This window comes from Klebsiella sp. RCJ4 (genome assembly GCF_009025755.1).
Taxonomy (GTDB): Bacteria; Pseudomonadota; Gammaproteobacteria; order Enterobacterales; family Enterobacteriaceae; genus Klebsiella; species Klebsiella michiganensis.
In genome coordinates, this window is the sequence record NZ_WCIN01000038.1 from 1 (window position 1) to 22777 (window position 22777).

The 22777-nt window shown below is 58.3% G+C and carries 21 protein-coding genes and 1 pseudogene; 16 read left to right on the forward strand and 6 right to left on the reverse strand.

Annotated elements, in window-relative coordinates:
• Positions 1-256: 256 nt before the first annotated feature.
• The 7 genes and pseudogenes from F8562_RS15175 to F8562_RS15210 all read left to right on the forward strand — a co-directional run bounded on the left by F8562_RS15175 (position 257) and on the right by F8562_RS15210 (position 7790).
• The gene (locus tag F8562_RS15175) at positions 257-1258 is read left to right on the forward strand and encodes an LLM class flavin-dependent oxidoreductase (protein ID WP_014838403.1); all 1002 of its coding nucleotides are present in this window, start codon (positions 257-259) and stop codon (positions 1256-1258) included.
• The gene (locus tag F8562_RS15180) at positions 1255-2376 is read left to right on the forward strand and encodes an amidohydrolase (RefSeq protein WP_014838404.1); all 1122 of its coding nucleotides are present in this window, start codon (positions 1255-1257) and stop codon (positions 2374-2376) included. Before F8562_RS15175 ends, F8562_RS15180 begins: the two co-directional genes overlap by 4 nt.
• Positions 2377-2406: 30 nt before the next feature.
• A pseudogene (locus F8562_RS29480) lies at positions 2407-4680 on the forward strand (NtaA/DmoA family FMN-dependent monooxygenase).
• Between the two features lie 11 nt (positions 4681-4691).
• Complete coding sequence (locus F8562_RS15195; RefSeq protein WP_004120729.1) at positions 4692-5201, forward strand: GNAT family N-acetyltransferase; 510 nt, start codon at positions 4692-4694, stop codon at positions 5199-5201.
• Between the two features lie 9 nt (positions 5202-5210).
• Positions 5211-6137, forward strand: a complete 927-nt coding sequence (locus F8562_RS15200) for an amino acid ABC transporter permease (RefSeq protein ID WP_014838407.1) — start codon at positions 5211-5213, stop codon at positions 6135-6137.
• The gene (locus F8562_RS15205) at positions 6121-6900 is read left to right on the forward strand and encodes an amino acid ABC transporter ATP-binding protein (protein WP_014838408.1); all 780 of its coding nucleotides are present in this window, start codon (positions 6121-6123) and stop codon (positions 6898-6900) included. Before F8562_RS15200 ends, F8562_RS15205 begins: the two co-directional genes overlap by 17 nt.
• Positions 6897-7790 carry an ABC transporter substrate-binding protein gene (locus tag F8562_RS15210; protein WP_163467631.1) on the forward strand — a complete coding sequence of 298 codons (894 nt, stop codon included), beginning with the start codon at positions 6897-6899 and terminating at the stop codon, positions 7788-7790. The genes F8562_RS15205 and F8562_RS15210 overlap by 4 nt, the downstream gene beginning before the upstream one ends.
• 65 nt (positions 7791-7855) lie before the next feature.
• On the opposite strand, the gene F8562_RS15215 is transcribed toward F8562_RS15210, so the two are convergent.
• Positions 7856-9166, reverse strand: coding sequence for an MFS transporter (locus tag F8562_RS15215; RefSeq protein ID WP_094909377.1), 1311 nt, complete (start codon positions 9164-9166; stop codon positions 7856-7858).
• A 125-nt stretch (positions 9167-9291) separates the two neighbouring features.
• Positions 9292-10488 (reverse strand): L-talarate/galactarate dehydratase, encoded by a 1197-nt coding sequence (locus F8562_RS15220; RefSeq protein ID WP_014838410.1) that lies wholly within the window; start codon positions 10486-10488, stop codon positions 9292-9294.
• A gap of 304 nt (positions 10489-10792) precedes the next feature.
• On the opposite strand from F8562_RS15220, the gene F8562_RS15225 reads away from it, so the two are divergent.
• From F8562_RS15225 to F8562_RS15250, 6 genes are all read left to right on the forward strand, one after another.
• Positions 10793-11797 (forward strand): LacI family DNA-binding transcriptional regulator, encoded by a 1005-nt coding sequence (locus F8562_RS15225; RefSeq protein ID WP_014229260.1) that lies wholly within the window; start codon positions 10793-10795, stop codon positions 11795-11797.
• 125 nt (positions 11798-11922) lie between these two features.
• Positions 11923-12540 (forward strand): glutathione S-transferase family protein, encoded by a 618-nt coding sequence (locus F8562_RS15230; protein ID WP_014838412.1) that lies wholly within the window; start codon positions 11923-11925, stop codon positions 12538-12540.
• Between the two features lie 60 nt (positions 12541-12600).
• A complete protein-coding gene (gene pptA / locus F8562_RS15235; protein ID WP_094909378.1) occupies positions 12601-12828 on the forward strand; it encodes a tautomerase PptA in 228 nt (75 codons plus the stop codon).
• 249 nt (positions 12829-13077) lie between these two features.
• On the forward strand, positions 13078-13395 hold the full coding sequence (locus F8562_RS15240) for a type II toxin-antitoxin system RelE/ParE family toxin (protein ID WP_014229262.1): 318 nt from the start codon (positions 13078-13080) through the stop codon (positions 13393-13395).
• Between the two features lie 75 nt (positions 13396-13470).
• Complete coding sequence (gene nadS / locus F8562_RS15245) at positions 13471-13767, forward strand: NadS family protein (RefSeq protein WP_004138143.1); 297 nt, start codon at positions 13471-13473, stop codon at positions 13765-13767.
• A 78-nt stretch (positions 13768-13845) separates the two neighbouring features.
• Complete coding sequence (locus F8562_RS15250) at positions 13846-14256, forward strand: hypothetical protein (RefSeq protein WP_089046363.1); 411 nt, start codon at positions 13846-13848, stop codon at positions 14254-14256.
• A 76-nt stretch (positions 14257-14332) separates the two neighbouring features.
• On the opposite strand, the gene F8562_RS15255 is transcribed toward F8562_RS15250, so the two are convergent.
• From F8562_RS15255 to F8562_RS15265, 3 genes are read right to left on the reverse strand one after another with little or no spacing between them, the layout of a single operon-like run.
• Positions 14333-15937 (reverse strand): carbohydrate porin, encoded by a 1605-nt coding sequence (locus F8562_RS15255; RefSeq protein WP_014838414.1) that lies wholly within the window; start codon positions 15935-15937, stop codon positions 14333-14335.
• Between the two features lie 44 nt (positions 15938-15981).
• On the reverse strand, positions 15982-17364 hold the full coding sequence (locus F8562_RS15260) for a glycoside-pentoside-hexuronide (GPH):cation symporter (protein ID WP_094909379.1): 1383 nt from the start codon (positions 17362-17364) through the stop codon (positions 15982-15984).
• 26 nt (positions 17365-17390) lie between these two features.
• Positions 17391-18962, reverse strand: a complete 1572-nt coding sequence (locus tag F8562_RS15265) for a family 78 glycoside hydrolase catalytic domain (protein ID WP_014838415.1) — start codon at positions 18960-18962, stop codon at positions 17391-17393.
• Positions 18963-19165: 203 nt separating this feature from the next.
• On the opposite strand from F8562_RS15265, the gene F8562_RS15270 reads away from it, so the two are divergent.
• Positions 19166-19987 (forward strand): helix-turn-helix domain-containing protein, encoded by an 822-nt coding sequence (locus tag F8562_RS15270; protein WP_014229266.1) that lies wholly within the window; start codon positions 19166-19168, stop codon positions 19985-19987.
• Positions 19988-20133: 146 nt separating this feature from the next.
• Here the strand turns inward: F8562_RS15270 and F8562_RS15275 are convergent, their stop codons facing one another.
• Positions 20134-20715 (reverse strand): flavin reductase family protein, encoded by a 582-nt coding sequence (locus F8562_RS15275; protein WP_004850682.1) that lies wholly within the window; start codon positions 20713-20715, stop codon positions 20134-20136.
• 210 nt (positions 20716-20925) lie between these two features.
• Here F8562_RS15275 and F8562_RS15280 point away from each other — a divergent pair, with 210 nt between their 5' ends.
• Together F8562_RS15280 and F8562_RS15285 are read left to right on the forward strand one after the other, a co-directional pair.
• Positions 20926-21630 carry an ABC transporter ATP-binding protein gene (locus F8562_RS15280; protein ID WP_160740895.1) on the forward strand — a complete coding sequence of 235 codons (705 nt, stop codon included), beginning with the start codon at positions 20926-20928 and terminating at the stop codon, positions 21628-21630.
• Complete coding sequence (locus F8562_RS15285; RefSeq protein WP_014838417.1) at positions 21627-22595, forward strand: ABC transporter substrate-binding protein; 969 nt, start codon at positions 21627-21629, stop codon at positions 22593-22595. Before F8562_RS15280 ends, F8562_RS15285 begins: the two co-directional genes overlap by 4 nt.
• Positions 22596-22777 lie beyond the last annotated feature (182 nt).

Genomic DNA, 22777 nt, shown 5'->3' on the forward strand with positions numbered 1-22777 from the left:
TTTACGCCGCAACCCGGGGAATATGCCGTAACTTGGCATTGCTGCGGCTTCTTCCCGGCTTGCACAGCGCCTGCCCGGGCTACCGGGCCACAGATTGCTGAGGACGCGTAGCCCGGACAGATGCGCAGCATCGCCTCCGGGGCAGTTACCTCACCGCATATCTAATTTCCGGCAGAGCACATGTAAATAAATTGTTTCTCACCAGCCGCGGGCGCTTCTAATAATGCAGTCATGTTAATCCACATGAGCCTGCGAAATGTCTTATCGAATCAGTATTCTGGATAAAAGCCCGCTGGCAGCCGGAGAAACGGCTGCCCAGGCGCTGGCGCGTACATTAACGCTTGCGCAACAGGCGGAAGCCTGGGGCTATCATCGCTTCTGGATAGCCGAACACCACAATACTGACCAGCTCGCCAGTCCGTCGCCAGAGCTGGCCATTGCCTGGATCCTCGGCCAGACCCGCAGGATTCGCGTTGGCTCCGGCGGCGTCATGCTGCAGCACTACAGCCCGTATAAAGTGGCGGAAAACTTCAATATGCTGGCTTCCCTCGCCCCGGGCCGCGTGGATCTGGGCGTGGGCAAAGCCCCTGGCGGACTGCCGCTCTCCACTCGCGCGTTGCAGCAGGGGCTTAACCCCCAGCAAAAGGGGCGTTTTGCCGACCAGCTGGCGCAGCTCGACAACTGGCTGTCGCTGACCGAAACCGACGGTGAGGAGAGCGTCCGCGCAACGCCGATCCCGCCGCGTCGCGCCGACGGCTTTCTGCTCGGCGCCAGCCTGGAGAGCGCGCAGCTGGCGGCGCAGCTGGACTGGAACTTCGTCTTCGCCGCCCATCTCAACGGCGATAAGCAGCTGCTGCGCGAGGTGTTAACCCGCTGGCGCGAACTGAGCCGTCGAGACGCGATTATTGCCGTCCAGGTCATCGTGGCCGAAGAGGCCGCGACGGCGGCGGAGCTGGCAAAATCCGTCGAAACGTGGGGCGTTGAGCTGGAAAACGGCCAGCGGGTCACCGTCGGCAGCGAAGCGCAGGCGGCCGCCTTTGCCCGTCAGGCGGGCAGCAGGCCGACGCGCATCGCCCGGCGGGAATCGGCGGTGCTGTTCGGCACCCCGGAACAGGTGAAAGCGCAGCTGGATGCCCTGCAGTCGACCTGGAACATCGACGAATTTATTATCGATACGCCCATTAGCGATGGCGCGGCGCGCCTTAACTCCCTGCGCCTGCTGGCCCGGGCGCATTTGAGCGCGGAGGTGCAGCCATGAGCCTTGCCGAACAGTTAATTCGCTGGCGGCGCGAACTGCACCAGTACCCGGAGCTCTCGCTGCAGGAGGTCGACACCACCGCGCGTATTCGCGACTGGCTGCAGAGCGGCGGCATCAGCCTGCTGCCTTATGAACTGAAAACCGGCGCGGTTGCCGAAGTGGGCAGCGGCGATAAGGTGATAGCCCTGCGTGCCGATATCGATGCGCTGCCTATCGAAGAGGCGGCCAGCGTGCCGTTTCGCTCGTTGAATGCCGGCGTGATGCACGCCTGCGGGCATGATATTCATACCAGCGTGATCCTTGGCGCGGCCTTACTGCTGAAACAACGCGAAGCGCAGCTGGCGGGACGCGTCCGTATTCTGTTCCAGCCGGCGGAGGAGAGCTTCGGCGGCGCGAAAACCCTGATTCGCGCCGGCGTGCTGGAGGGCGTTTCCGCCATTTTCGGTATGCATAATGAACCCGGGCTGCCGGTGGGCGAATTCGCCACCCGAGGCGGCGCGTTTTACGCCAACGTCGATCGCTTTGTGTTTAAGGTGACCGGCAAAGGCGCTCACGCCGCCCGGCCTCATGAAGGGAAGGACGCCATTCTGCTGGCCAGCCAGCTGGTGACCCTGCTGCAAAGCGTCGCCAGTCGCGAAGTGAATACCCTCGATTCCGTGGTGCTTAGCGTCACGCGGATTCAGGGCGGCAATACCTGGAACGTCCTGCCGGAAAGCGTCGAGCTGGAAGGTACGCTGCGCACCCACAGCAGCGCAGTCCAGCAGCGGGTGAAAGCGCGGGTGAGCGAGATTGCCGCCGGCTTCGCCAGCGCCTTTGGCGCGCAGATCGATGTCTTCTGGTACGCCGGACCGACCGCGCTGGTTAATGATGAGCGCTGGGCCGCTTTCGCCAGCGACGTGGCCGATAAGTCTGGCTACCGCACGCACCATGCGGATCTCCATCTCGGCGGGGAGGATTTTGCCGTTTATCTTCAGCATATTCCCGGCGCGTTCGTCAGCATCGGCAGCGCCAGCGAATTTGGTCTTCACCATCCGGCGTTTAACCCGGATGAGCGTTTAATCGCCCCGGCGGCGCACTACTTTGCCGATCTGGCAGAGCAGGCATTACAAGCACTTTAATTATTCAGGGTCATTGACTAAGGATTAACGATGTCTGAACAACGGCAGCTGCGCATTGGTACTATATTACACGGCGCATCGGGAAATATGTCGGCCTGGCGTCATCCGGCCGCGCTGGCCGACGCCAGTATTAACTTTGAGTTCGTCAAGCAGACGGCGTTAAAAGCGGAAGAGGGCAAGCTCGATTTTATTTTTGTTGCCGATGGCTTATATATTAATGAAAAATCGATCCCGCATTTTTTAAATCGTTTTGAACCGCTCACCGTATTATCCACCCTTGCGGCGGTAACTTCGCGTTTAGGCCTGGTCGGTACCCTGTCGACCTCCTACAGTGAACCCTTTACCACCGCCCGCCAGTTCGCCAGCCTCGATCATCTGAGCGGCGGCCGCGCGGGCTGGAACGTGGTCACCTCGCCGCTGGAAGGCTCAGCAAAAAACTTCTCCCGCGCCCAGCATCCCGATCATGCGCTGCGCTACCGTATTGCCGATGAATATCTGCAGGTTGTCAAAGGCCTGTGGGACTCCTGGGAGCAGGACGCGTTTATTCGTAATAAAGAGAGCGGCCAGTTCTTTGATAAAAACAAGCTGCACACGCTTAATCATCACGGCGATTTCTTTAAAGTAGCCGGTCCGCTAAATATTGCCCGCACGCCGCAGGGCCGGCCCATTATCTTTCAGGCGGGCGCCTCCGATGACGGTAAAAAGTTAGCCGCCAGCCACGCTGACGCTATTTTTACCCATCAGGAGTCGCTGGCGGAGGCGCAGGCCTTTTATCGCGACGTCAAAAGCCAGCTTGCAGCGCACGGCCGCCGGGAGAGTGAACTGCATATCTTCCAGGGCGTCAGCGTCATCGTTGGCGACAGCGCCGACGATGTGGAGCAGCAATACCAGACCACCGCTGCGCTGGTATCGATTGAAGACGCGCTGAATTATCTCGGCCGCTATTTTGAACACCACGACTTTGCCCAGTATCCGCTGGATGAGGCGTTCCCGGATATCGGCGACCTCGGGCAGAACAGCTTTCGCAGCACCACCGACGAGATAAAACGCAATGCCCGCGAACGCGGCCTGACGCTGCGCCAGGTGGCGCTGGAGGCGGCCAGCCCGCGACCGCGCTTTGCCGGAACCGCTGAAGAGGTGGCGGATGGTCTGCAGCAGTGGTTTGAACAGCGCGCGACGGACGGTTTTATTATCCAGGGCGGTACGCCGGATACCTTCCCGCGCTTTGTGGATCAGGTGGTACCGATTCTTCAGCAGCGCGGACTATTCCGCCGGGAATATCCCGGCACCACGCTGCGCGAAAGCTTAGGGCTGGCAGAGCCCGTGAATCAATTCCAAAAACAATAATAGAGAACACCCGCTATGCAGAAAACGCAGAAAAAATCGCTATTACTGGCGCTGGCGCTGGCCGTTAGCGCGTCATCCTGGGCGCAGAACGTCACGATCAACGGCACCGGCGTGAGCCTCGAAGCCAACAAAACGCCGATTCATACGGCGAAAAACCCGCAGGCTATCGCGCAGCTGCCGAAAGGTCTCCACCTGGCGGTGCCGGGTAAGCTGACGGTCGCGGTCGCCGCGCTGAACTCACCGCCGCTGACCGTGTTTTCTGACGATAACAAAACCCTGCTCGGCAGCGAGGTGGATATCGCCCGCCTGGTGGCCGACAGCCTCGGGCTGGAGCTGAATGTGGTACCCACCTCGTGGGAGGACTGGCCGCTCGGCGTTGCTTCCGGCAAATATGATGCGGCGGTCAGCAATATCACCGTGACCAAAGAGCGCAAAGAGAAGTTTGATTTCGCCACCTACCGCAAAGATTCGCTGGGTTTTTACGTCAAGAGCACCAGTCCGCTGAGCAAAATTGAAAAAGCGGAAGATATTGCCGGGCTGCGGATTATCGTCGGCTCCGGCACCAATCAGGAAGCCATTTTGCTGGCGTGGAACGCCGAGAATCTCAAGAAGGGGCTGAAGCCGTTTACGCCGGTCTACACCAAAGACGACGCCGCCCAGACCCTGGCGCTGCAGTCCGGGCGCGCCGACGCCTTCTTCGGCCCCAACGTGATCGGCGCGTGGAAAGCGGCGCTGACCGGCAAAACCAAGCTGGTAGGCAGCGTTGACGGCGGCTGGCCGAAGGCGGCGCATATTGCCGTGACGGTGAAAAAAGGCAGCGGTCTGGTAGAACCGGTACAGACGGCTCTGAACGGCGCAATCCGCAGCGGCGACTACGCGAAGGTGCTGAACCGCTGGGGGGAAGGCGTGGAGAGCATTCCGCAATCGGAAATCAACCCGGCCGGACTCGGCGACTAACAGGAGGCATGATGAGCGATCTATTCCGCGATGTCTCTCCGGAAGCGCCGGAGCTGCAGCCGATTATTGAGGGCCTGTTCGGCGAGTACGCCGCGCGCTACGGCGACTATTTCTCCCGCGATGCCGAAGTCGAGCTGACTGAATGGTATCTGGCGCCGCAGGGGCTATTTATCGTGCTGGAGCGCGAAGGGGAAATTATCGCCACCGGCGCGTACAAACCGAAAGATGCCCATACGGCAGAAATCAAACGTATCTGGACCCATCGTCGTCTGCGCCAGCAGGGGCTGGCGGCGAAAGTGGTGCAGGAGCTGGAGCGACGGGCGCTGCTCGCGGGCTACAGCCATATCTATCTGACCACCGGTTTTCGGCAGCCGGAAGCGGTGCGGCTCTACCTGAGCCAGGGCTACGAGGCGCAGTTTGACCTCAGCCGCGATCCGGAAGAGTACAGCCTGCCGCCGTTCGATGGTCGACTGCGCTTTACGAAAGCGCTGGCGGTCAGCGCGCTGAGCCAGAGCGCTTAAGGAGCCAATATGCATACCCAGGAAACGATTAAGGTTGTCCCCGCGCGCTATCCGCTGCGGGCGGTAGGCGCGGTGCTGGCGCTGCTGGTGCTGGCGGTGGTGATTCAATCGGTCGCCTTTAACCCGCGCTGGGAGTGGCGCGTCTTTGCCCGCTGGTTCTTTGACCCGGTGATCCTTGAAGGTCTCGGGCAGACGCTGCTGCTGACCCTGCTGGCGACGGCGCTGAGCGTTATTCTCGGCGGCCTGCTGGCGCTGGCCCGGCTCTCCAGTTCATGGCTGCTAAGCAGCCTGGCCTGGGGCTATATCTGGCTGTTCCGCTCGCTGCCGCTGATCGTGGTGCTGATTATTCTCTACAACTTCTCCTATCTTTACGACACGCTAGCGATAGGCATTCCGTTCACCGCGATTCGCTGGGCCAGCTTTGAGACCATCAACGTACTGGGGCAGTTTTCTACCGCCGTTGTCGGACTGACTCTGGTGCAAAGCGCCTACACCGCCGAAATTATCCGCGGCGGCTTTCTCGGGGTCGATCACGGGCAGTATGAAGCGGCGGCGGCGCTGGGGCTTCCGGCCAGCCGTCGGACCCTGCGCATTATTCTGCCTCAGGCGCTGCGCACCATTTTACCGGCGGGCTTTAACGAAATTATCAGCCTCGCCAAGGGGACGGCTATGGTTTACGTGCTGGCGATGCCGGAGCTGTTTTACACCATCCAGATGATCTATAACCGCACCCAGGAAGTGATCCCGCTGCTGATGGTCGGCGCCGCATGGTATCTGGCGATCACCAGCGTGCTGTCGCTGATCCAGTATCTGGTCGAGCGCGGACTGGCCCGCAGCGAACGCCGCTCGGCGGTCAATAGCGCCCGCAGCAGCCGTCGCGTTGAGTCCATTCGTCGCCCACAACCCCAGGAGTCCGCCCATGCCCAACTCTCGTAACGGCCATATCTCCATCACCGGCGTCAGCAAATATTTTGGCCGCCATAAAGCGCTTGATGACGTATCGCTGGAAATCGAACCCGGCACGGTGACGGTGATCCTCGGGCCGTCCGGTTCGGGAAAATCGACGCTGCTGCGGGCGATTAATCATCTGGAGCGCGTGGATGAAGGCTTTATTCAGATCGATGGCGACTATATCGGCTATCGCCGTAAAGGCGACAAGCTCTACGAGCTGAAAGAGAAAGAGATCCTCCGCCAGCGGGTTAACGTCGGCTACGTATTTCAGAACTTCAACCTGTTCCCGCATCTGACGGTGCTGGAAAATCTGATTGAAGCCCCCATCGCCCATAAGCAGGCGACCCGCAAAGAGGCGATCGCGCGGGCGTATGAACTGCTGGACGTGGTCGGACTGCGCAATAAAGCCGAGGCCTGGTCGCGGCACCTGTCCGGCGGCCAGCAGCAGCGCATCGCTATTGCCCGGGCGCTGGCGCTTAACCCGCGGGTAATGCTGTTCGATGAACCGACCTCCGCGCTCGACCCTGAGCTGGTGGGGGAAGTGCTGGACGTGATTAAAAAGCTGGCGCGCTCCGGCACCACGCTGGTGGTGGTCACCCATGAAATCGGTTTTGCGAAAGAGGTGGCGGACCGGGTGGTGTTTATGGTCGACGGCAAGATAGTCGAGCAGGGCAGCAGCGACGCGGTGCTGAACCAACCGCAGCATCCGCGTACGCGGCAGTTCTTATCGAGGGTATTAGCGGCATGAGAAACGGACTTTTGGCCCTGACACTACTCTCTTTATCTGCGGCATCGCAGGCGGCTATCGACCTGCGCGCCAACGAGCAGCCGCTGCCGGTGACCCGCGATGAGCAGGCGCTCGCGAAGATCCCGGCAAATTACGCCTTCGTCGAACCGGGTACCTTAACGGTGGCGATTTCGGCGCTCAATTCGCCGCCGCTGGCGCTGTTGGCCAGCGATAACCGCACGCGTATCGGCAGCGACCCGGATATTGCCCGGCTGCTGGCCGGCAGCCTCGGGCTGAAGCTAAAGCTGGTGCCCACCGCCTGGGAGGACTGGCCGCTGGGGATTACTTCCGGACGCTACGACGTCGCGCTGGTCAATATTGCAGTGACCGAGCAGCGGAAGGAGAAGTTTGATTTTGCCACCTATCGCGTTGACTCTCTGGCCTTTTCCGTGAAATCAACCAGCGATATCGCCCGCGTGAGCGGTCCGGCGGATCTCGCGGGTAAAAAAGTGATCGTCGGGTCCGGGACTAACCAGGAACGGATTTTGCTCGGCTGGAACGCCGAAAACGAAGCCGCCGGGCGGCAACCCGCGCTGCCGGTCTACCTGACCGATGACGCCTCGGGCAACCTCTATATTCAGTCCGGTCGCGCGGACGTGTTCTTTGGGCCGCAGTCGGTGGCGGCCTATAAAGCGGCGCTCAGCGGCAAAACCAAAGTCGTCGGCCTGGGGCCGAAAAAAGCGTACGTTGCCACCACGACCAAAAAGGGCAACGGCCTGGCTCCGGCGCTGCAGGCGGCGCTGAACGGCGCGATTGCTCGCGGCGAGTATCAGAAAGTGCTGGCGCGCTGGGGAGAGCAGGGCGAAGAGGTGACGCAATCGGAAGTGAATCCGCCGGGGATAACCTACTAAAAAACCGCTGTTTCGCAGGAGTGTGATGCGAAACAGCGGAGGCGAATGCTCGCCAGGGTTTTAAATCAGGCGGCGCGCGGGGTCAGCGTCAAACGGTCCAGCGGCCCGACGATAAACAGATAGGAGAACAGGCCCAGCACGCCCATGGAACCGACGTACAGGATGGCGTAATCAAAGGAGTGGGTATTAGCGAGGATCACGCCGATAACCAGCGGCGTGATAATACTCGCCAGGTTGCCGCACATGTTGAACACTCCGCCGGCAATTCCCAGCATTTCCTTCGGCGAGGTGTCGCTCAGCACGCACCAGCCGAGGTTACCGAAACCTTTAGCAAAGAAGGCCAGGCTCATGGCGGCGATCGCCACCACTTCTGAGGTGGTGTAGTTGGCGACGACAATCACGCAGGAGAGCAGCATGCCGCAGATCACCGGCAGCTTGCGGGCGGTCGTCAGGCTGTAGCCGCGTTTGAGCAGCCAGTCTGAGAATACCCCACCGAGCAGTCCGCCGATAAATCCGGCAATGGCCGGGATACTGGCGACAAAACCGACCTTGAGGATCGACATACCTTTGGCCTGGTAGAGATAGGTGGGAAACCACGTCAGGAAGAACCAGGTAATGGACGTTACGCAGAACTGGCCGATATACACGCCGATCATCATGCGATTAACGCAGACGCTTTTAATCTGCGCGAGGGTTAATTTCTGCTGCGTTTTTTTCGTACCTAATTCCGGCTCGCCGCCGCCTTCGCGAATATAGTCGAGCTCCTGTTGGTTAATTTTTGAATGGTAAGAGGGATCTCTTACTTTTACCAGCCAGAATATCCCCAGCACCACGCCGATAGCGCCAATATAATAAAATACGTAGTGCCAGCTTAAATTATGCAGAATAATCGTCATTAGCGGCGTAATAATTCCCAGGGAAATATACTGCGCGGCCTGATAGACCGAGGTGACAAACCCACGCTCTTTATTGGGAAACCACTGTACGCTGAGACGGCTGTTAGCGGGGAAGGCGGGAGCTTCAATCGCGCCCATCATCAGACGCAGAATCACCAGTACGATCAATGGGCTGGCGAACAGATAGATTGTTCCCTGAAACATGGTGACGATCGACCAGCCAATCAGCGCGCAGCCGTAAACCAGCCGCGAACCATATTTATCCAGCAGCCAGCCGCCGGGTATTTGCATAATGACGTAGGAGATACCAAAAACTGAAAAGGCCAGCCCCATCGCCTCGGGATCAAAGCCTAACTCTTTGCTCATAATAGGCGCGACGACGGACAGCGTTGCCCGGTCGGCATAATTAAATACGGTAGCCAGAAATAAAAACAGTAATATGCCGTAACGCACGTTGCTGCGTTTTAAGGGGGTAGTCATCTTCAACTCCTTTGCAGGGTTGTTTATTGTGGGTACAGTCAATAAGAGGTATTTCCCCGGCAGGGCTACAGGTTTTCAGTCATCTGCGGACCGGTAGCCCTTACGCCGCCATCCGGGGAATTCGGTTAAGGGCGTTTACCAAACTCGCAGCTTTGCTGGGTCCAGCGGCGGGCCTGTTCGCTCAGGGTAAAGCCCAGACCGTGGCGTTCGGAAACCCACATCCGCCCGTCGCGCAGCTCCAGCTGTTCGTTAAACAGCGGGTTCAGCCACTCGAAGTGCTCCAGCCACGGCTCGAGCGGGTAGGCGGCGGCGAGATGCAGGTGTACCTCCATCGCAAAGTGCGGGGCCAGCTTGCGACCGTGCTTCGCCGCCAGATCCATAATCTTCAGGAACGGGGAGATCCCGCCGACGCGCGGCGCATCCGGCTGGACAAAGTCGCTGGCGTTGCCGAGGATAAGCTGCTCATGTTCGCGGAAGCTGGTCAGCATCTCGCCGGTGGCAATCGGCGTATCCAGCGCGGCGGCGAGCTGCGCGTGGCCTTCAACATCGTAGGCGTCAAGGGGCTCTTCAATCCAGATCAGATTGAACTGCTCCATTTTGCGCCCCATGCGGATGGCGGTTTCGCGATCCCACTGCTGGTTGGCGTCCACCATCAGCGGGAAGTCATCGCCCAGCACCTCACGCACCGCCGTCAGGCGACGAATATCTTCGGCGGTATTCGGCTGACCAACCTTCAGCTTAATCCCGCCAATCCCGTTCTCACGGGAGATAGCCACGTTTTTTAACACCTGATCCAGCGGCGTATGCAGGAAGCCGCCGGAGGTGTTGTAGCACTGAACGGAATCGCGGTGCGAGCCCAGCAGTTTCGCCAGCGGTAGTCCGGCGCGTTTGGCTTTCATATCCCACAGCGCAATATCAAGAGGGGAGATGGCCTGTACCGCCATACCGCTGCGGCCAACGGATGCGCCGGCCCACAGCAGTTTGGTGTAGATCTTGTCGATATCGTTCGGATCTTCGCCGAGCAGATTATCGGCGATCTCTTTGGCGTGGGCGTAAATGCCCTGGCCGCCCGCACGCTTGGAATAGCTGAAGCCAACGCCTTCAAAGCCGTCCCGGGAGCGGATTTCCGCGATAACGATCGCTACTTCGGTAAGCGGTTTTTGCCGACCGGTCAGAACCTTTGCATCGCTAACGGGGGTCGCCAGCGGCAGAAAGGCCAGCGACAGTTTGACGTTTTCAATGCGGTCGCCGGTTTCAGCGGCGGTTCTGACGCCGGAAGCTTTGGCGTAGGTTACGGACTCGGAATTAGCGCTCGAGGTCATAGTCAGTTCCTTTTTAGTGATAAAATGTTTGCGCTAACATTTTTAATCCTGAAATTTTCCTGGCGCTACGACAGTGATTTTAATTTGTACAAACGATCACAATTAGCGGTTATAAAGGGTAAAATTATGCAGCGCAGGTCACGATCCAAAAAGGTTTGTGAAAAATCACAAATAAAAATGATAGCGATAACATTTTGTGTTTCAGGTATTTGATTCTATTGGGGATGTCGAGGTGAGCGCTGGCAATTGCGCGGGCCATCATCAATAATGCCCACAGAAAACGACTCAACACAGGGGCTTAGTCGTGAAAAGCAGAAAACCGACGCGCGCGCCGACGCTGGATGACGTAGCCCGTAGCGCCGGATTGTCGTCGATGACGGTCAGCCGGGCGCTGAATACGCCGCAGCTGGTGAGGCCAAAAACGGTCGAGAAAGTGATGCAGGCGGTGCAGGCAACGGGCTATATCCCTAACGCGCTGGCCGGCGGCCTGGCCTCCAGGCGCAGCAAGCTGGTGGCCGTGGTGGTGCCGCAAATCAATAACAATATGTTTGTCGATACCATCCAGGCGCTGAGCGATACCCTGGCGGCGCGCGGCTACCATATGCTGCTGTGCGTGGCGGGCTACAGCCGGCAGACCGAAGCCGAGCTGGTAGCAACCTTACTCTCCCGGCGTCCGGATGGCGTGGTATTGACCGGCATTCAGCACGCCCCGGCGCTGAAGAAGACGATCCTCAACGCCGCCACGCCGGTGGTGGAAATCTGGGATCTCACCCCGACGCCGCTGGATATGCTGGTCGGTTTTTCGCATGAAAAAGTCGGCGAAACCATTGGCGAGTACCTGCTGGAAAAAGGCTACCGCCGCCCGGGTCTGCTGTGGGCCGGCGATGCGCGCGCGACGTTACGAAAGCAGGGGCTCCGCGCCCGGCTGGCCAAAAACGGCATTGACGATGCGCCGCAGGTCGAGGTGCCGCTTCCGGCATCGCTGGCGCTGGGGCGTCGCGGGCTGGCCGAGCTGCTCGCCGGCGGCGAGTTTGACGTTATCGTCTGCAGCTCCGATACCCTTGCCCAGGGGGCGATTATGGAAGCCGAAAGCCGGGGGCTGCGCGTGCCGCAGGATCTGGCGGTGATCGGTTTTGGCGATCTGGACTTCGCCGCCAGCAACCGTCCGGCCATCACCACCGTCAGCGTCGACCGGCATGCCATCGGCGAGCAGGCGGCCACGCTGCTTGCCGACCGCATAGAAGGCGGAGAAGAACGGGAAGCGATTATTGATATCGGCTTTCACCTGGTGGCGCGCGAGTCGGCGTAGCTCTGCCGTTTCGCATGTGCGAGGGGGCCTCAATAGCGGCATGGCGTAATCAAATCTATACTGCAAAATTGCTAAACCCGTCGCCGCTCTGTTCCTGAGCGGCAAATTCATCGAGGGCGCAGAATATGATCACCGTCTATGGCGTACCCGGCTGGGGCTCAACAATTAGCGAACTGATGCTGACGCTGGCCGATCTCCCGTACCATTTTGTTAACGTTGAGGGCTTTGACCAGCCGGGCCCGCAGCGCGACCGCCTCAAAAAGATAAACCCGCTGTGTCAGGTGCCGACCCTGACGCTTGCAGACGGCAGCGTGATGACCGAAACCGCGGCGATTGCCCTGATGATCCTCGACGTTCGACCGGATCTGGCTCCGGCGCCGGGATCGCCGCAGCGGCATGCCTTTCAGCGTCTGCTCATCTGGCTGGTGGCGAACGTTTATCCCACCTTTACCTTTGCGGATTACCCGGAGCGCTGGGCCGCCGATGCGCCAGACCAGCTGCGGGAAAGCTGCATCAGCTATCGCAAATCGCTCTATCTATGGCTGGAGGAGCAGCTTGCCGCCGCGCCGTATGCGCTGGGCGCGGAAATAACCCTGCTGGACTGCTATATTGCGGCGATGTGCGCCTGGGGGCCGCGCCGGGAGTGGTTTGCGGCGCAGACGCCAAAATTCGTCGCCGTGGCGGATGCGGTGTATCGCCATCCCAAACTCGAAGCCGTTCTGTGCCGCAACGAGCTGATTTAAAGCACAAAAAGCGATCCGGATTATGCTAGTTTTATCGTCCAGACAATAAAGGAGCCTGCTATGCCGCACGTTGATATTAAATGTTTTCCCCGCGACCTGAATGATGAACAAAAAGCGGCGCTGGCCGCCGATATTACCGAGGTGTTTATTCGCCATCTCAACAGCAAAGAGAGTTCAGTGAGCGTGGCCCTGAAGCAGGTTGAGCCGAGCGACTGGCAGCAGGTGTGGGACAGCGAAATCGCCCCGCAGATGGAACAGTTGATTAAGAAACCGGGCTATAGCATGTAACCCGGTTTCTTTCCCGGAGGCGATGCTGCGCATCTGTCCGGACTACGCGTTCCCGGCGGTTTGCGGTCCGGTAGCCCGGGCAGGCGCTCTGCGCCGCCCCCGGGCGAGGGGGCACTGAAGCGAAGTCATGCGCGATACATCTTGTCATGGGTAAACGCGTCACCATGTACAAGGTACATAAAATTCCTTGATTAATGTACCCTGTACATGTATTTTGTCTGATAAGTCGTAAGGACATCAGGGAATGAGATGTTTACTTTTATTGAACTACAAGGTTTCAGTAAACGACGCCAGGCGCTGTTACCGGATGATGAATTTCGGGCCTTCCAGGAAATCCTGATCAATGATCCTGAGGCAGGTGACACCATTTCGGGAACCGGAGGTTTTCGTAAAATCCGCTGGAGTCGTCCCGGAACGGGAAAGCGCGGCGGCGTGCGGGTGATTTACTATAATGTAACGATAAAGGGAAGAATCTACCTGGCGCTCATCTATCCTAAAAATGAACAGGATGAGTTAAGCCAGGAGCAGAAAAAGATGTTAAGGCAGGTTGCTGAGTTATTAAACTAGCCAATAAACATGAAGTGAGGCTGAGCTATTAATGATCGATACATTGATAGCGCCAGAGAGCCAACTGAGGTGTGTATGAAAGACGAATTGTTTGCCGATCTGCTGGCTAGTGCAGAAGAAATGGTCAGGATTGAGAAGGGTGAACAAACGCCGAAGGTGCACCACGTTCATACCTTCAGCGAAGTTGATGTGAAAGCGATACGCGAAGCCACAGGTTTAAAACAGCAGGACTTCGCCGCCGCCGTTGGCGTTAGCTATGAGCTGGTTAAAAGCTGGGAAACGAAACGACGTCATCCAACCGGTGCATCCAGAAAGCTGCTTTTATTGCTTCAGGGCAATCCATTGATTATCAACTTGTTGAAGGTTATTTGAAACGTTATTCTTCGCAAGGAAAATGACAGAGTTTGCCCCATTTCGTAACCAGGGCCTTTAAAAAGGAGAGTATTACGTATGGAAACCAATGATTCTATTTTGACAGAAGTCGAGAAATACAGCGCTCATATTGATAGGTTTAGAGCGCGAGCAAACACTCATGGTATCTGGTTGTTTATTGCTACCCTTGGATGCTGGGGAGTAACTGATCCCAGTATTCAGATATTGGCTTTCGTTATGCTTTTCTTTATTTTTTTGTTTCTTCTACACGGTAGCTTTCCAGGTGAAAAGCGAACGTTTAAAAAGATTCACGATGATATAAAAAATAAAATACTTAATAATTTAACACCACAACAACAGCAAGAAAGGTTTCACGATCTTCTTATCGTTGAGAAAAAAAGAAAGTCACTTATTGGAATTATAAAAACAACCTTTATCTTTATAGCCTGTTATGGTTTTTATTTTATTAGTTTATTTTACTTCATATAGAACTGGCATAGTGACAAAGTGACAACGTGTATTTAAATAAACCCGTCCAGGCGTTTGCCCCGGACGGGCTGCTTTATTAAAACCAAATCTCCGTCTGCACGCCAAAGTTCCAGTTTCCTCCGGCGGTAAAGCCTTTACTGCCGAAATCATCGTTGATCGCGTAGCGATCCAGATCTTTATCCCAGTTCATCCACGTAACAAAGAAACGTATCTCCGGCCGCGCTTTAATATCCAATACATCGCCCACTTTAAACGTCGGGGCGAAGGTCAGCTTGTAAAAATCGCCGCTCACCGCCTGGTATTGATGCACGCCGCTGTCGTAGCGATAGGTTCGTCCGTTGGGATTCAGGTCCATATATTGCCAGGACGCCTCGTACAGCAGGGCGAAGTTGCGGGTGATCCCCTGAGAAACCCGCAGGTTGAAGGTTGCCCAATCGTAGCGGTCCCCGTCGCGATAGCGGTCTTCGCTATGCTGGGCGATAACCGATGGCGCAAGCTGCCAGTTTTTCCCCAGCGGCAAAATACCGTATGACGCAAAGCGCAGAGATTTGGCGTTTTCGGTAAGATCGCCGTCGCTGCCCGGCTGCCGCGCTTCGGCGCCCAGCCCGCCGCCGTACTGCAGGGCGCTCTCCGATACGCCCGGCGCGAGGCCATAGAATTGCTGTTTGTCGTGATACGCCAGCATCGCGTAGTAGCCGTTTTTCGCCGTATTATCGCTGCGCAGGGCGTAGCTGCCGGTCGTCGACGTCGTATCTTTCAGGTCATCGTTACCCTGGGCGGTCATCGCCGTGGTCATCAGCTGCCAGTTGTTCCAGAAGTGGTTGGCGGTAAACATCAGGTTCTGTATATCGTTATCCTGATAGTTATCGCTGCCCAGATCGCCAAAGCTGCGCGCATAGACCGAGTAATCGCCGCGCAGCGTGCTGTTCCAGTTGACGTCATTGATCCCGCCGCCGGTACCGCCGAGGAACATAATATCGCTATCGGTAAAGTGGATATCGAAGTTATCGCGGTCGAAACGCTTGCCCGCCCAGATGGAGGCGCTCCTGAACGGCCCGGAAAAATCGGCGAAATTACCCATCTCGACGTACAGCTGGCGCACGTTCAGATGGTGGCTGTCGTTATCCTGCACCCACGGATCCGGGTTGGTCGCGCCGTCGGCAAGCATGGTTTTAAAGTGCGCCCACGACCCGTCGCTGAAGGTCATTTTTTTGCCGAAGCTGAGCTCCACGTAGTTATCTTTCTCATTGCCGAGACGGCCAACGTGGGCGTCACCGTTGAGCGAACTGGCCGGCGAGATCCCCGGACCGCCGCGCGCGCCTTTGCCGTGGCTGTTGACCAGCATTCCGGAGCGGGCGTAGGCGTTAAATTCAAAACCGTCGGTAAGGCGGGTTTTCGCCAGCTGTGTGTCGGCAGCCTGCTGCTTTTGCTCCGTGGCATCGGTGCGCTGGCTTAACGTCTGCACCTGTTTTTCCGCCGCCGCCGCACGCTGTTCTGCCGCGCTGGTGCGCAGCTCCGCCTGCTGCGCCCGACGTTTAGCCTCTCCGGCCTCCTGCTCCGCATGATTAAGCCGGGCCTCCAGCAGCGCCAGCCGTTGTTCGACGGTGAGCGGGGTCGCATTTGCGCCGTAAGCCGAAAAAAGGGCGCAGCAAACCGCCGCGCTAATCAAAGAGATACGCATATTAATCCTTATTTTTTTCAGAGGTATGAAGGGTGTGCTGCGCCTTACAGGGCGTGGTTTTCTCCGGCGACTGACGACGCGTCCGACGGCGCGCGGCGTCCGGCATCAAGGTCGGCGCGGATCTGTTCATACTGGTCGTCGAGGCGATAGAAGCGGCCAATCCACAGCATTGAGGCGACAATCAGCAGCGCCGGGATATAGAGGTAGCAGGCTTTTATCGCCAGCATCGCGCCGTCGCTTTGGGCCTGGTTGGCGATATAGCCGCCGGATGAGAGCAGTACCCCGGTAATAGCGCCCGCGCCCGCCATAGCCACCTTGCCAAGAAAGCCGTTGATAGAGGTCAAAATGCCGGCGGTATTGATGCCGGTTTTCCACACCCCGTAATCCACCGGATCGGCCTGCATGGAGAAGTAAATTGCCGTGCGCTGTCCGGCGCCAAGCGATAGCACCACCGCACCGGCAACCAGGCCCCAGCTGTTAACGCCTGCCGCCATCATCATGCCCATGCCGACCAGGTTGATCGCGCTGGCGACCAGATAAACGTGGCGCTTTTTCATCCGGCTGGCGAGCAGCGGCACGGTGAGGGTACCCAGCAGAGGAACGAAGGTGGAGATCCCGGCGACGATCGCCGTGAGATCGTTATTGCCGACGTAATAATGGAAAAAGTAGACCAGCGCCCCGGTCTGGAAGAAAAACGCGCCCCACATCAGGAAAATATTGATGGCGAAGACGAACCACGGCCGGTTGGCGCGCAGGCTGACCCAGGCGCGTTTTAAGGTCATGCGCTCCTGCGTAATGCTGATATTTTCCTTAACGTTCCGGAAGCTCACCAGCAGGAAGAAGGTGGCAATAACGCCGAAAACCACCGCCGTGTAGAAGAAGCCGTGCTGCTGATTGCCTTTCCCCAGCGCGCCAACCAGCGGCAGAGTGGCGACCGCGACGATGGTCGCGCCGAGCGAGCCGAGCAGAATACGCACCGCCGACAGCGTGGTGCGTTCCCGCGAGTCGTTCGTCAGAAACGGCAGCATGGCGCAGAACGGAATGTTGACGATGGTATAGAGAAACGACAGGCACAGATAGGTGACAAAAGCGTAGATCAGCTTACCGGTGGTGCCGAAATCCGGCACGTAGAAGGCCAGAATACACAGCAATCCGAAGGGGATCGCGCCAATAAGCAGATACGGACGACAGCGTCCCCAGCGGGTGGCGGTATTGTCGATTACCAGCCCCATCAGCACGTCAGCAACGCCGTCCACCAGACGCGTCACGAGAAACATCAGGCCAACGTAATAGGCGGGCAGGCCCATCACGTCGGTGTAAAAGAACATCAGATAAAGAGAGATCATCTGCCACACGAGGTTGCAGGAGAGGTCGGCGATGCCATAGCCAAGGCTCTGCCGCCACAGGGTAAAGGTTGTTTCTGCCATAAAAATACACTCGCTTATCGTTGTTGTTAAAGTCCGTACTGGCGAATAAACCAGGCCGGGGTGCAGCTCCACGCATGGCAATAACTGTTTATCAGTTTGCTGCCATAAGGGGAAAAATCAGGATGCGCCGGGTCGAAGATTTCCCAGAAGGTATCGGCGCCGTAGTCGACCATGGCTCCCCAGTAGGCTTTGATCTGCGCAATTGCCTCGTCGCGCAGCCCGCACTGCAGAAGGGCGGCGATATAGTGATGACGCAGGTAGGGTGTGTTCATGGCGACCGCGGGGGGATTTTTCTCCAGGTTGCGCATGATCTCCCGGCGCTGCTGCGGCGTGCCGACTTCCGCCAGCACCAGCCAGATTTGCGATGCCCAGGAGACCTGCCGCCGGGCGCCGCTGACGTAAAAGCCCTGCTGCGGGTCCCATAACGCATCGAGGGCCGCCGCTTTGAGCTGCTGTAAACGCTGGTGATAGCTTGCGGCCTGTTCAGGTTCGAAACGCTCCGCCAGCCAGACGGCGCGCTGCAGGCAGTAAATCAGTACCCCCTGCGCCGCCGCCTGTTTATTCAGCGACGCCTGCCAGTCGATAAACACCCACCAGTCGTCGCTATCGCGCACAATGCCGGAGGCGTCGCAGCGGGTCAGCGCCAGTTCTACCTGACGACGCGCCGTGGGCCACAGCTCGCGGGCGGTGGCAATATCCTCCGCGCTTTGCAGATAGTTATAGAGAACGTCAACAAAAAACAGAGAATAATCAAAAAGAAAAGTATCGTCAGCAATGACATCCGGCTGCACGAACACGTTGGCCGATACCATACCGTCCTCACGAGTATGCCCGGCGAAAAGGTACAGGCAGCGGCGTACTAAATCGTGGCGGGCGAAGGTCACATCGTTCACCAGCGCCTGCAAACGTAAATCGCCGAGCCACAGGCGGCGGTCGCGTTTGGGGCCATCCTCAAACACCTCCTGCATGCAGTTTTGCAGGGTCAGAACGGCAACGCTGTCGATGGCCTTGAGCTGCGGGTCGGCGGTTGTCGCTGCCGGGCATGCGCCGCTGGCCGAGGTGACCGCGTTAACCTCAATCTGCGTGAACTGCAGGCGAAACTTGCGCGAAACGGCTTTGACCTCCACCTTCAGATAGCGGAAGCAGTAGCGGCGCGGCAGGTCAATTTCGGCGGGCAGGACATCAAGCCACAGATCCTGCTGCTGCAGCCAGCTACTGCTGAGCCAACCCTGATAATCGCTGAACGGTTCGCACACTTCGCTCAGCGTTTCGCCGAAGGTCAACTGCAGATGGGCCGGAGCGTCCGGCGGACTCCCGGCGCTCTGGCAGAGAAAATGCAGGTAGCCAACGTAGTGGCTGCCAAAATCAATAATGACGCTATCGCCGCTGCTCAGCTCGCGCTGGTAAAACGCGGCCAGGGTGCTCACCGGCTCGGCGCGCCAGCCGAAGAGCGCCGCGGCGTCGGCGTGGGCTTCGACTACCGCGATCGGCGGGTGTGCCTGACGACTCAGCGCGGGCCGGAGCGCCTCGGCGGTACGTAAAAAATTCGGGTGGCGGGTCATCATGACCTGAGAATTATGCTGAATTGCCTGTGACATACTGCGTCCTCTGTGTTGATTTGTCCGCAGCATAAGACGCCGCCGCCCGCGGCAACCACTCTGGCAATGCCAATGCATCTGGCAAAATGGCACTGATAATGAGATGAGCGGGTCGCCGATCACAATTCCATAAATCTTGCTCGTGGCGGCCGGTTAAATGCATTATCTTGCCCCTGCGCCGTATGCCGTTTTGGACCCGATCGATGATGCTAACCGTTGAGTATTATTTCACCCATCCGCAGGATAAGCTGGGAATGTACGCCAGCGATCCGGAAGATAATAGCCATGAACATAGTCACGAGTTTGCTGAACTGGTGATCGTTGAAGAAGGGCACGGCTTACACGTTATTAATGGCCGGCCATTATATATTCAGCAGGGCGACGTTTTTTACGTTCAGCCGGGAGATGTTCACTATTATGATGAGCTGGGAACGCTTAAGTTAATTAACGTATTAATTAACCCACTGGTAGAATTTCATTATTTACAGCCTCTCGACACCTTATTGCAGACGTTCTCCGCACGAAAGGCTTCCTGCTACGGCTGGCTGGCGCCGGATACCCGCCATATCTGCAAGGAATTGGTAGATAAAATATTTTCTGCCGAGCTGCGGCGGGGGCAAAATATTGCCCTGCGCGAAGCCGCCTTTTTCCAGCTGGTGACGACGATTCTGCATGCGGAAACCGAAGCCGAATATAGCACCACCAAATATAAGCTGCATAAATTGCTGACCTGGCTACAGGAGCACTGTTTTGAAGAACATAACTGGCCGCAGCTGGCGGAGAAATTCCACCTGACCACGCGGACCGCTTTTCGCCATATTAAAGAGGCGACGGGATTGACGCCGGATAATTATTTAAAGCGTCTGCGCTTAGTTTCGGCGCGCGTCAAATTACGCGAGACCGATATGACGATTACCGAAGTGGCTTATTTATGCGGTTTTGCCAACAGCAACCACTTTACCACCTTATATAAAAAGGTCTTTGGCCTGACGCCCAGCGAAGATCGGCGGCGTTTGCTGCGCTAGTTCACCTCCCGGAGGCGATGCTGCGCATCTGTCCGGGCTACGCGCCCTCAGCGGTCTGCGGTCCGGTAGCCCGGGCAAGGCGCTGTGCGCCGCCCCCGGGAGAGACGCGCAGGGTGGTGAAGAATTGCCCCGGAGGCGAGCGGGGGCTATTCTTCCGGGGTATTGGCGCGGACGTGGCGGCCGCTGGCAACAAAGTTGCCGGTGCCGAGATGATGGAGGGTATTGATCTTATCGTCGTCGAACTGCCAGCGTCCGCTGACGAACGCGCGTTCATCGGCGGCGGCGGAAACCACTTCGCCAAACAGCGTATCGTACTGCTCCTGAGCCGCCGTTGCCGGCAGCAGTCGGCACTCCATCCATGCAAGACACTTCTCTTCAATCAGCGGCAAGCCCAGCTCCGGACCTTGCACGACCGGGATGCCGTAAGCGTTAAATTTATCCTCATCGCGTCCGCTGATGCTGCCGACCGCGTAGGTCCAACTGGCGGCCTCGACGCCGGGAACGACGATGCCAAATGCGCCGTTGCGCTCAATAATTTCCCGCGTCCAGGCGCTTTTATCTACCACGATGGCCAGCCTCGGCGGAGCGAACTCCACCGGCATCGACCACGCGGCGGCCATGACGTTGCGGCGTTGAGAGTGGGCGTCATAGCTGGTTATCAAAATTGTTGGGCCATGGTTGAGCAGGCGACTGGCGTACTGAAGTTCCACGTGGCGAAAACGGCTCATATGCGTTCCTTGGTAAATGGGTCTGATGCCAGACAACACGTTAATCCGCAATGAAAATGTAATCAATACGTCATCGAGGGTCCCTATAGTCGGCGTCACTAAGTCCCAAAGAGGATAACAATATGTTAGCTCCCCTGAATTCGTCTCAGGTGAGCGCGCGCCGGCGGATGTTGACCGCGGGCAGAGTCTCGCTTTCCCAACGGGAGGGCGATAATGCGCGCGCTTACCAGCATTAAACTCGACGGCGTTTCTTTCGCCTTCGGCGCCCACACCGTGCTTAATCAGATCGATCTGCATATCGATGCGGGCAGCATTGTTGCGCTGCTGGGGCCTTCTGGCTGCGGTAAAAGCACGCTGCTGCGTCTGCTCGCCGGATTAACCGTACCCGCCAGCGGCAGCATTCACTTTGGCGATCGCCTGGTGGCGAAAACCGGCTGGGGCTTGCCGCCGGAGCAGCGCGATCTCGGCATGGTCTTTCAGGATTACGCCCTGTGGCCACACATGACGGCGGCGCAGAACGTGGCTTTCCCGCTGCGTATGCGCGGCGTCGGGCGCCAGCAGCGACAGCAACGGGTCGAGGAGGCGCTGGCGATGGTCGGTCTCAGCGGCTTCGCCGACCGCAAACCGTCGGGCCTTTCCGGCGGTCAGCAGCAGCGCGTTGCGCTGGCCCGCGCCATCGTCGCAGAACCGCGCGTGCTGCTGTTCGATGAGCCGCTCTCCAATCTCGACAGCGAGCTGCGCGAGTCGCTGTGCCTCGAAATGAGCCGCCTGCTGCGCCAGCTGGGCATCACTGCCGTCTACGTCACCCACGACCGTCGCGAAGCCGAGCTGCTGGCCGACAAGATTATTCATTTATCTGCGGGCTGCATTGCCGCCGTCCGCGCCGTGACTTCAACCTCAGGGGAATCCGTATGAAAACCGTTATCACCGTTACCAAAGGAGCCGCGCTCGCGATGATGTTGTCCGCCACCACGATCTCCAGCGCCCAGGCGCTCACCGTCTACACCGCCGGGCCGGGCTCGCTGGCGAAAAACCTTGCCAGCGGCTATGAGAAGAAAACCGGCGTTAAGGTGAATATTTTCCAGGCCACCACCGGTAAGGTGATGGCGCGTCTCGAGGCCGAGCAGGCTAACCCGCAGGCGGATGTGCTGATTTCCGCCTCGTGGGATACGGCGGAAGATTTGCATCACCGCGGCTGGCTGCTGCCGTATCAGAGCGCCAATGCCGATAAAGTCCCGGCGAACCTGAAATCCGCCGATTACGTTGCTCAGGGTATTTCGGCCCTGGGGATCGTCTGGAATACCAAAAGCGGCACCCCGGAGCCGAAAGAGTGGCGCGACCTGACCGAAGCGGCGTTCAAAGACAAAGTGACGACGCCGGACCCGGCGCTTTCCGGCGCGTCGCTGGATTTGCTGATCGGGTTACAGAATGGCATGGGCGATAAAGCCTGGGCGCTGTTTGATGCGTTAAAGAAGAATGGCATGGTGGTCAGCGGGCCGAACGCCCAGGCGGTAACGCCGGTGATGCAGGGGGCGAAAGCGGCGGTATTCGGCGCGGTTGATTATGTCTCTTACGGCAATATCCATCAGGGCGAATCGCTAAAGGTGATTTTCCCGGCCAGCGGCACGGTCATTGCACCGCGGCCGATGATGATCCTCAAAACCAGCCAGCATGCTGACGACGCAAAAGCCTTCGTTGATTATGTGCTGTCGCCGGAAGGCCAGGCGCTGGTCGCCGACGCCTGGCTTATGCCCGCCCGCAGCGATGTTCCGGCGAAGCGCCCGCTGCTCAACGAGCTGAAAATATTGCCGACCGCAGGCGAGGGCACTAGCGAACGTAGCGCGGTACTTTCCCGCTTTAATACGCTTTTCGCCCAGTAAACCGACTTTTCCCCCGGGCTTCGAAAGTTGGCTCGGGCACATTCCCGGAGGCGGCGCTGGCGCGCCTGTCCGGGCTACCGGACCGCAGACGGCTGTGACCCCGCAGCCCGGCTAAGCGCAGCGCGAGCCGGGAAGACGCAACGCCTGGGCATCAGCCCGGGCACATTCCCCGGAGGCGGCGC

Bases quoted from the DNA above. Each gene is read 5' to 3' on its own strand.
- pptA (WP_094909378.1), top strand. From the start codon at position 12,601: ATGCCGCACGTTGATATTAAATGTTTTCCCCGCGACCTGAATGATGAA.
- F8562_RS15180 (WP_014838404.1), top strand. From the start codon at position 1,255: ATGAGCCTTGCCGAACAGTTAATTCGCTGGCGGCGCGAACTGCACCAG.
- F8562_RS15220 (WP_014838410.1), bottom strand. From the start codon at position 10,488: ATGACCTCGAGCGCTAATTCCGAGTCCGTAACCTACGCCAAAGCTTCC.
- nadS (WP_004138143.1), top strand. From the start codon at position 13,471: ATGAAAGACGAATTGTTTGCCGATCTGCTGGCTAGTGCAGAAGAAATG.
- F8562_RS15200 (WP_014838407.1), top strand. From the start codon at position 5,211: ATGCATACCCAGGAAACGATTAAGGTTGTCCCCGCGCGCTATCCGCTG.
- F8562_RS15230 (WP_014838412.1), top strand. From the start codon at position 11,923: ATGATCACCGTCTATGGCGTACCCGGCTGGGGCTCAACAATTAGCGAA.
- F8562_RS15195 (WP_004120729.1), top strand. From the start codon at position 4,692: ATGAGCGATCTATTCCGCGATGTCTCTCCGGAAGCGCCGGAGCTGCAG.
- F8562_RS15240 (WP_014229262.1), top strand. From the start codon at position 13,078: ATGTTTACTTTTATTGAACTACAAGGTTTCAGTAAACGACGCCAGGCG.
- F8562_RS15265 (WP_014838415.1), bottom strand. From the start codon at position 18,962: ATGTCACAGGCAATTCAGCATAATTCTCAGGTCATGATGACCCGCCAC.
- F8562_RS15175 (WP_014838403.1), top strand. From the start codon at position 257: ATGTCTTATCGAATCAGTATTCTGGATAAAAGCCCGCTGGCAGCCGGA.
- F8562_RS15260 (WP_094909379.1), bottom strand. From the start codon at position 17,364: ATGGCAGAAACAACCTTTACCCTGTGGCGGCAGAGCCTTGGCTATGGC.
- F8562_RS15270 (WP_014229266.1), top strand. From the start codon at position 19,166: ATGATGCTAACCGTTGAGTATTATTTCACCCATCCGCAGGATAAGCTG.
- F8562_RS15205 (WP_014838408.1), top strand. From the start codon at position 6,121: ATGCCCAACTCTCGTAACGGCCATATCTCCATCACCGGCGTCAGCAAA.
- F8562_RS15255 (WP_014838414.1), bottom strand. From the start codon at position 15,937: ATGCGTATCTCTTTGATTAGCGCGGCGGTTTGCTGCGCCCTTTTTTCG.
- F8562_RS15285 (WP_014838417.1), top strand. From the start codon at position 21,627: ATGAAAACCGTTATCACCGTTACCAAAGGAGCCGCGCTCGCGATGATG.
- F8562_RS15275 (WP_004850682.1), bottom strand. From the start codon at position 20,715: ATGAGCCGTTTTCGCCACGTGGAACTTCAGTACGCCAGTCGCCTGCTC.
- F8562_RS15210 (WP_163467631.1), top strand. From the start codon at position 6,897: ATGAGAAACGGACTTTTGGCCCTGACACTACTCTCTTTATCTGCGGCA.
- F8562_RS15250 (WP_089046363.1), top strand. From the start codon at position 13,846: ATGGAAACCAATGATTCTATTTTGACAGAAGTCGAGAAATACAGCGCT.
- F8562_RS15215 (WP_094909377.1), bottom strand. From the start codon at position 9,166: ATGACTACCCCCTTAAAACGCAGCAACGTGCGTTACGGCATATTACTG.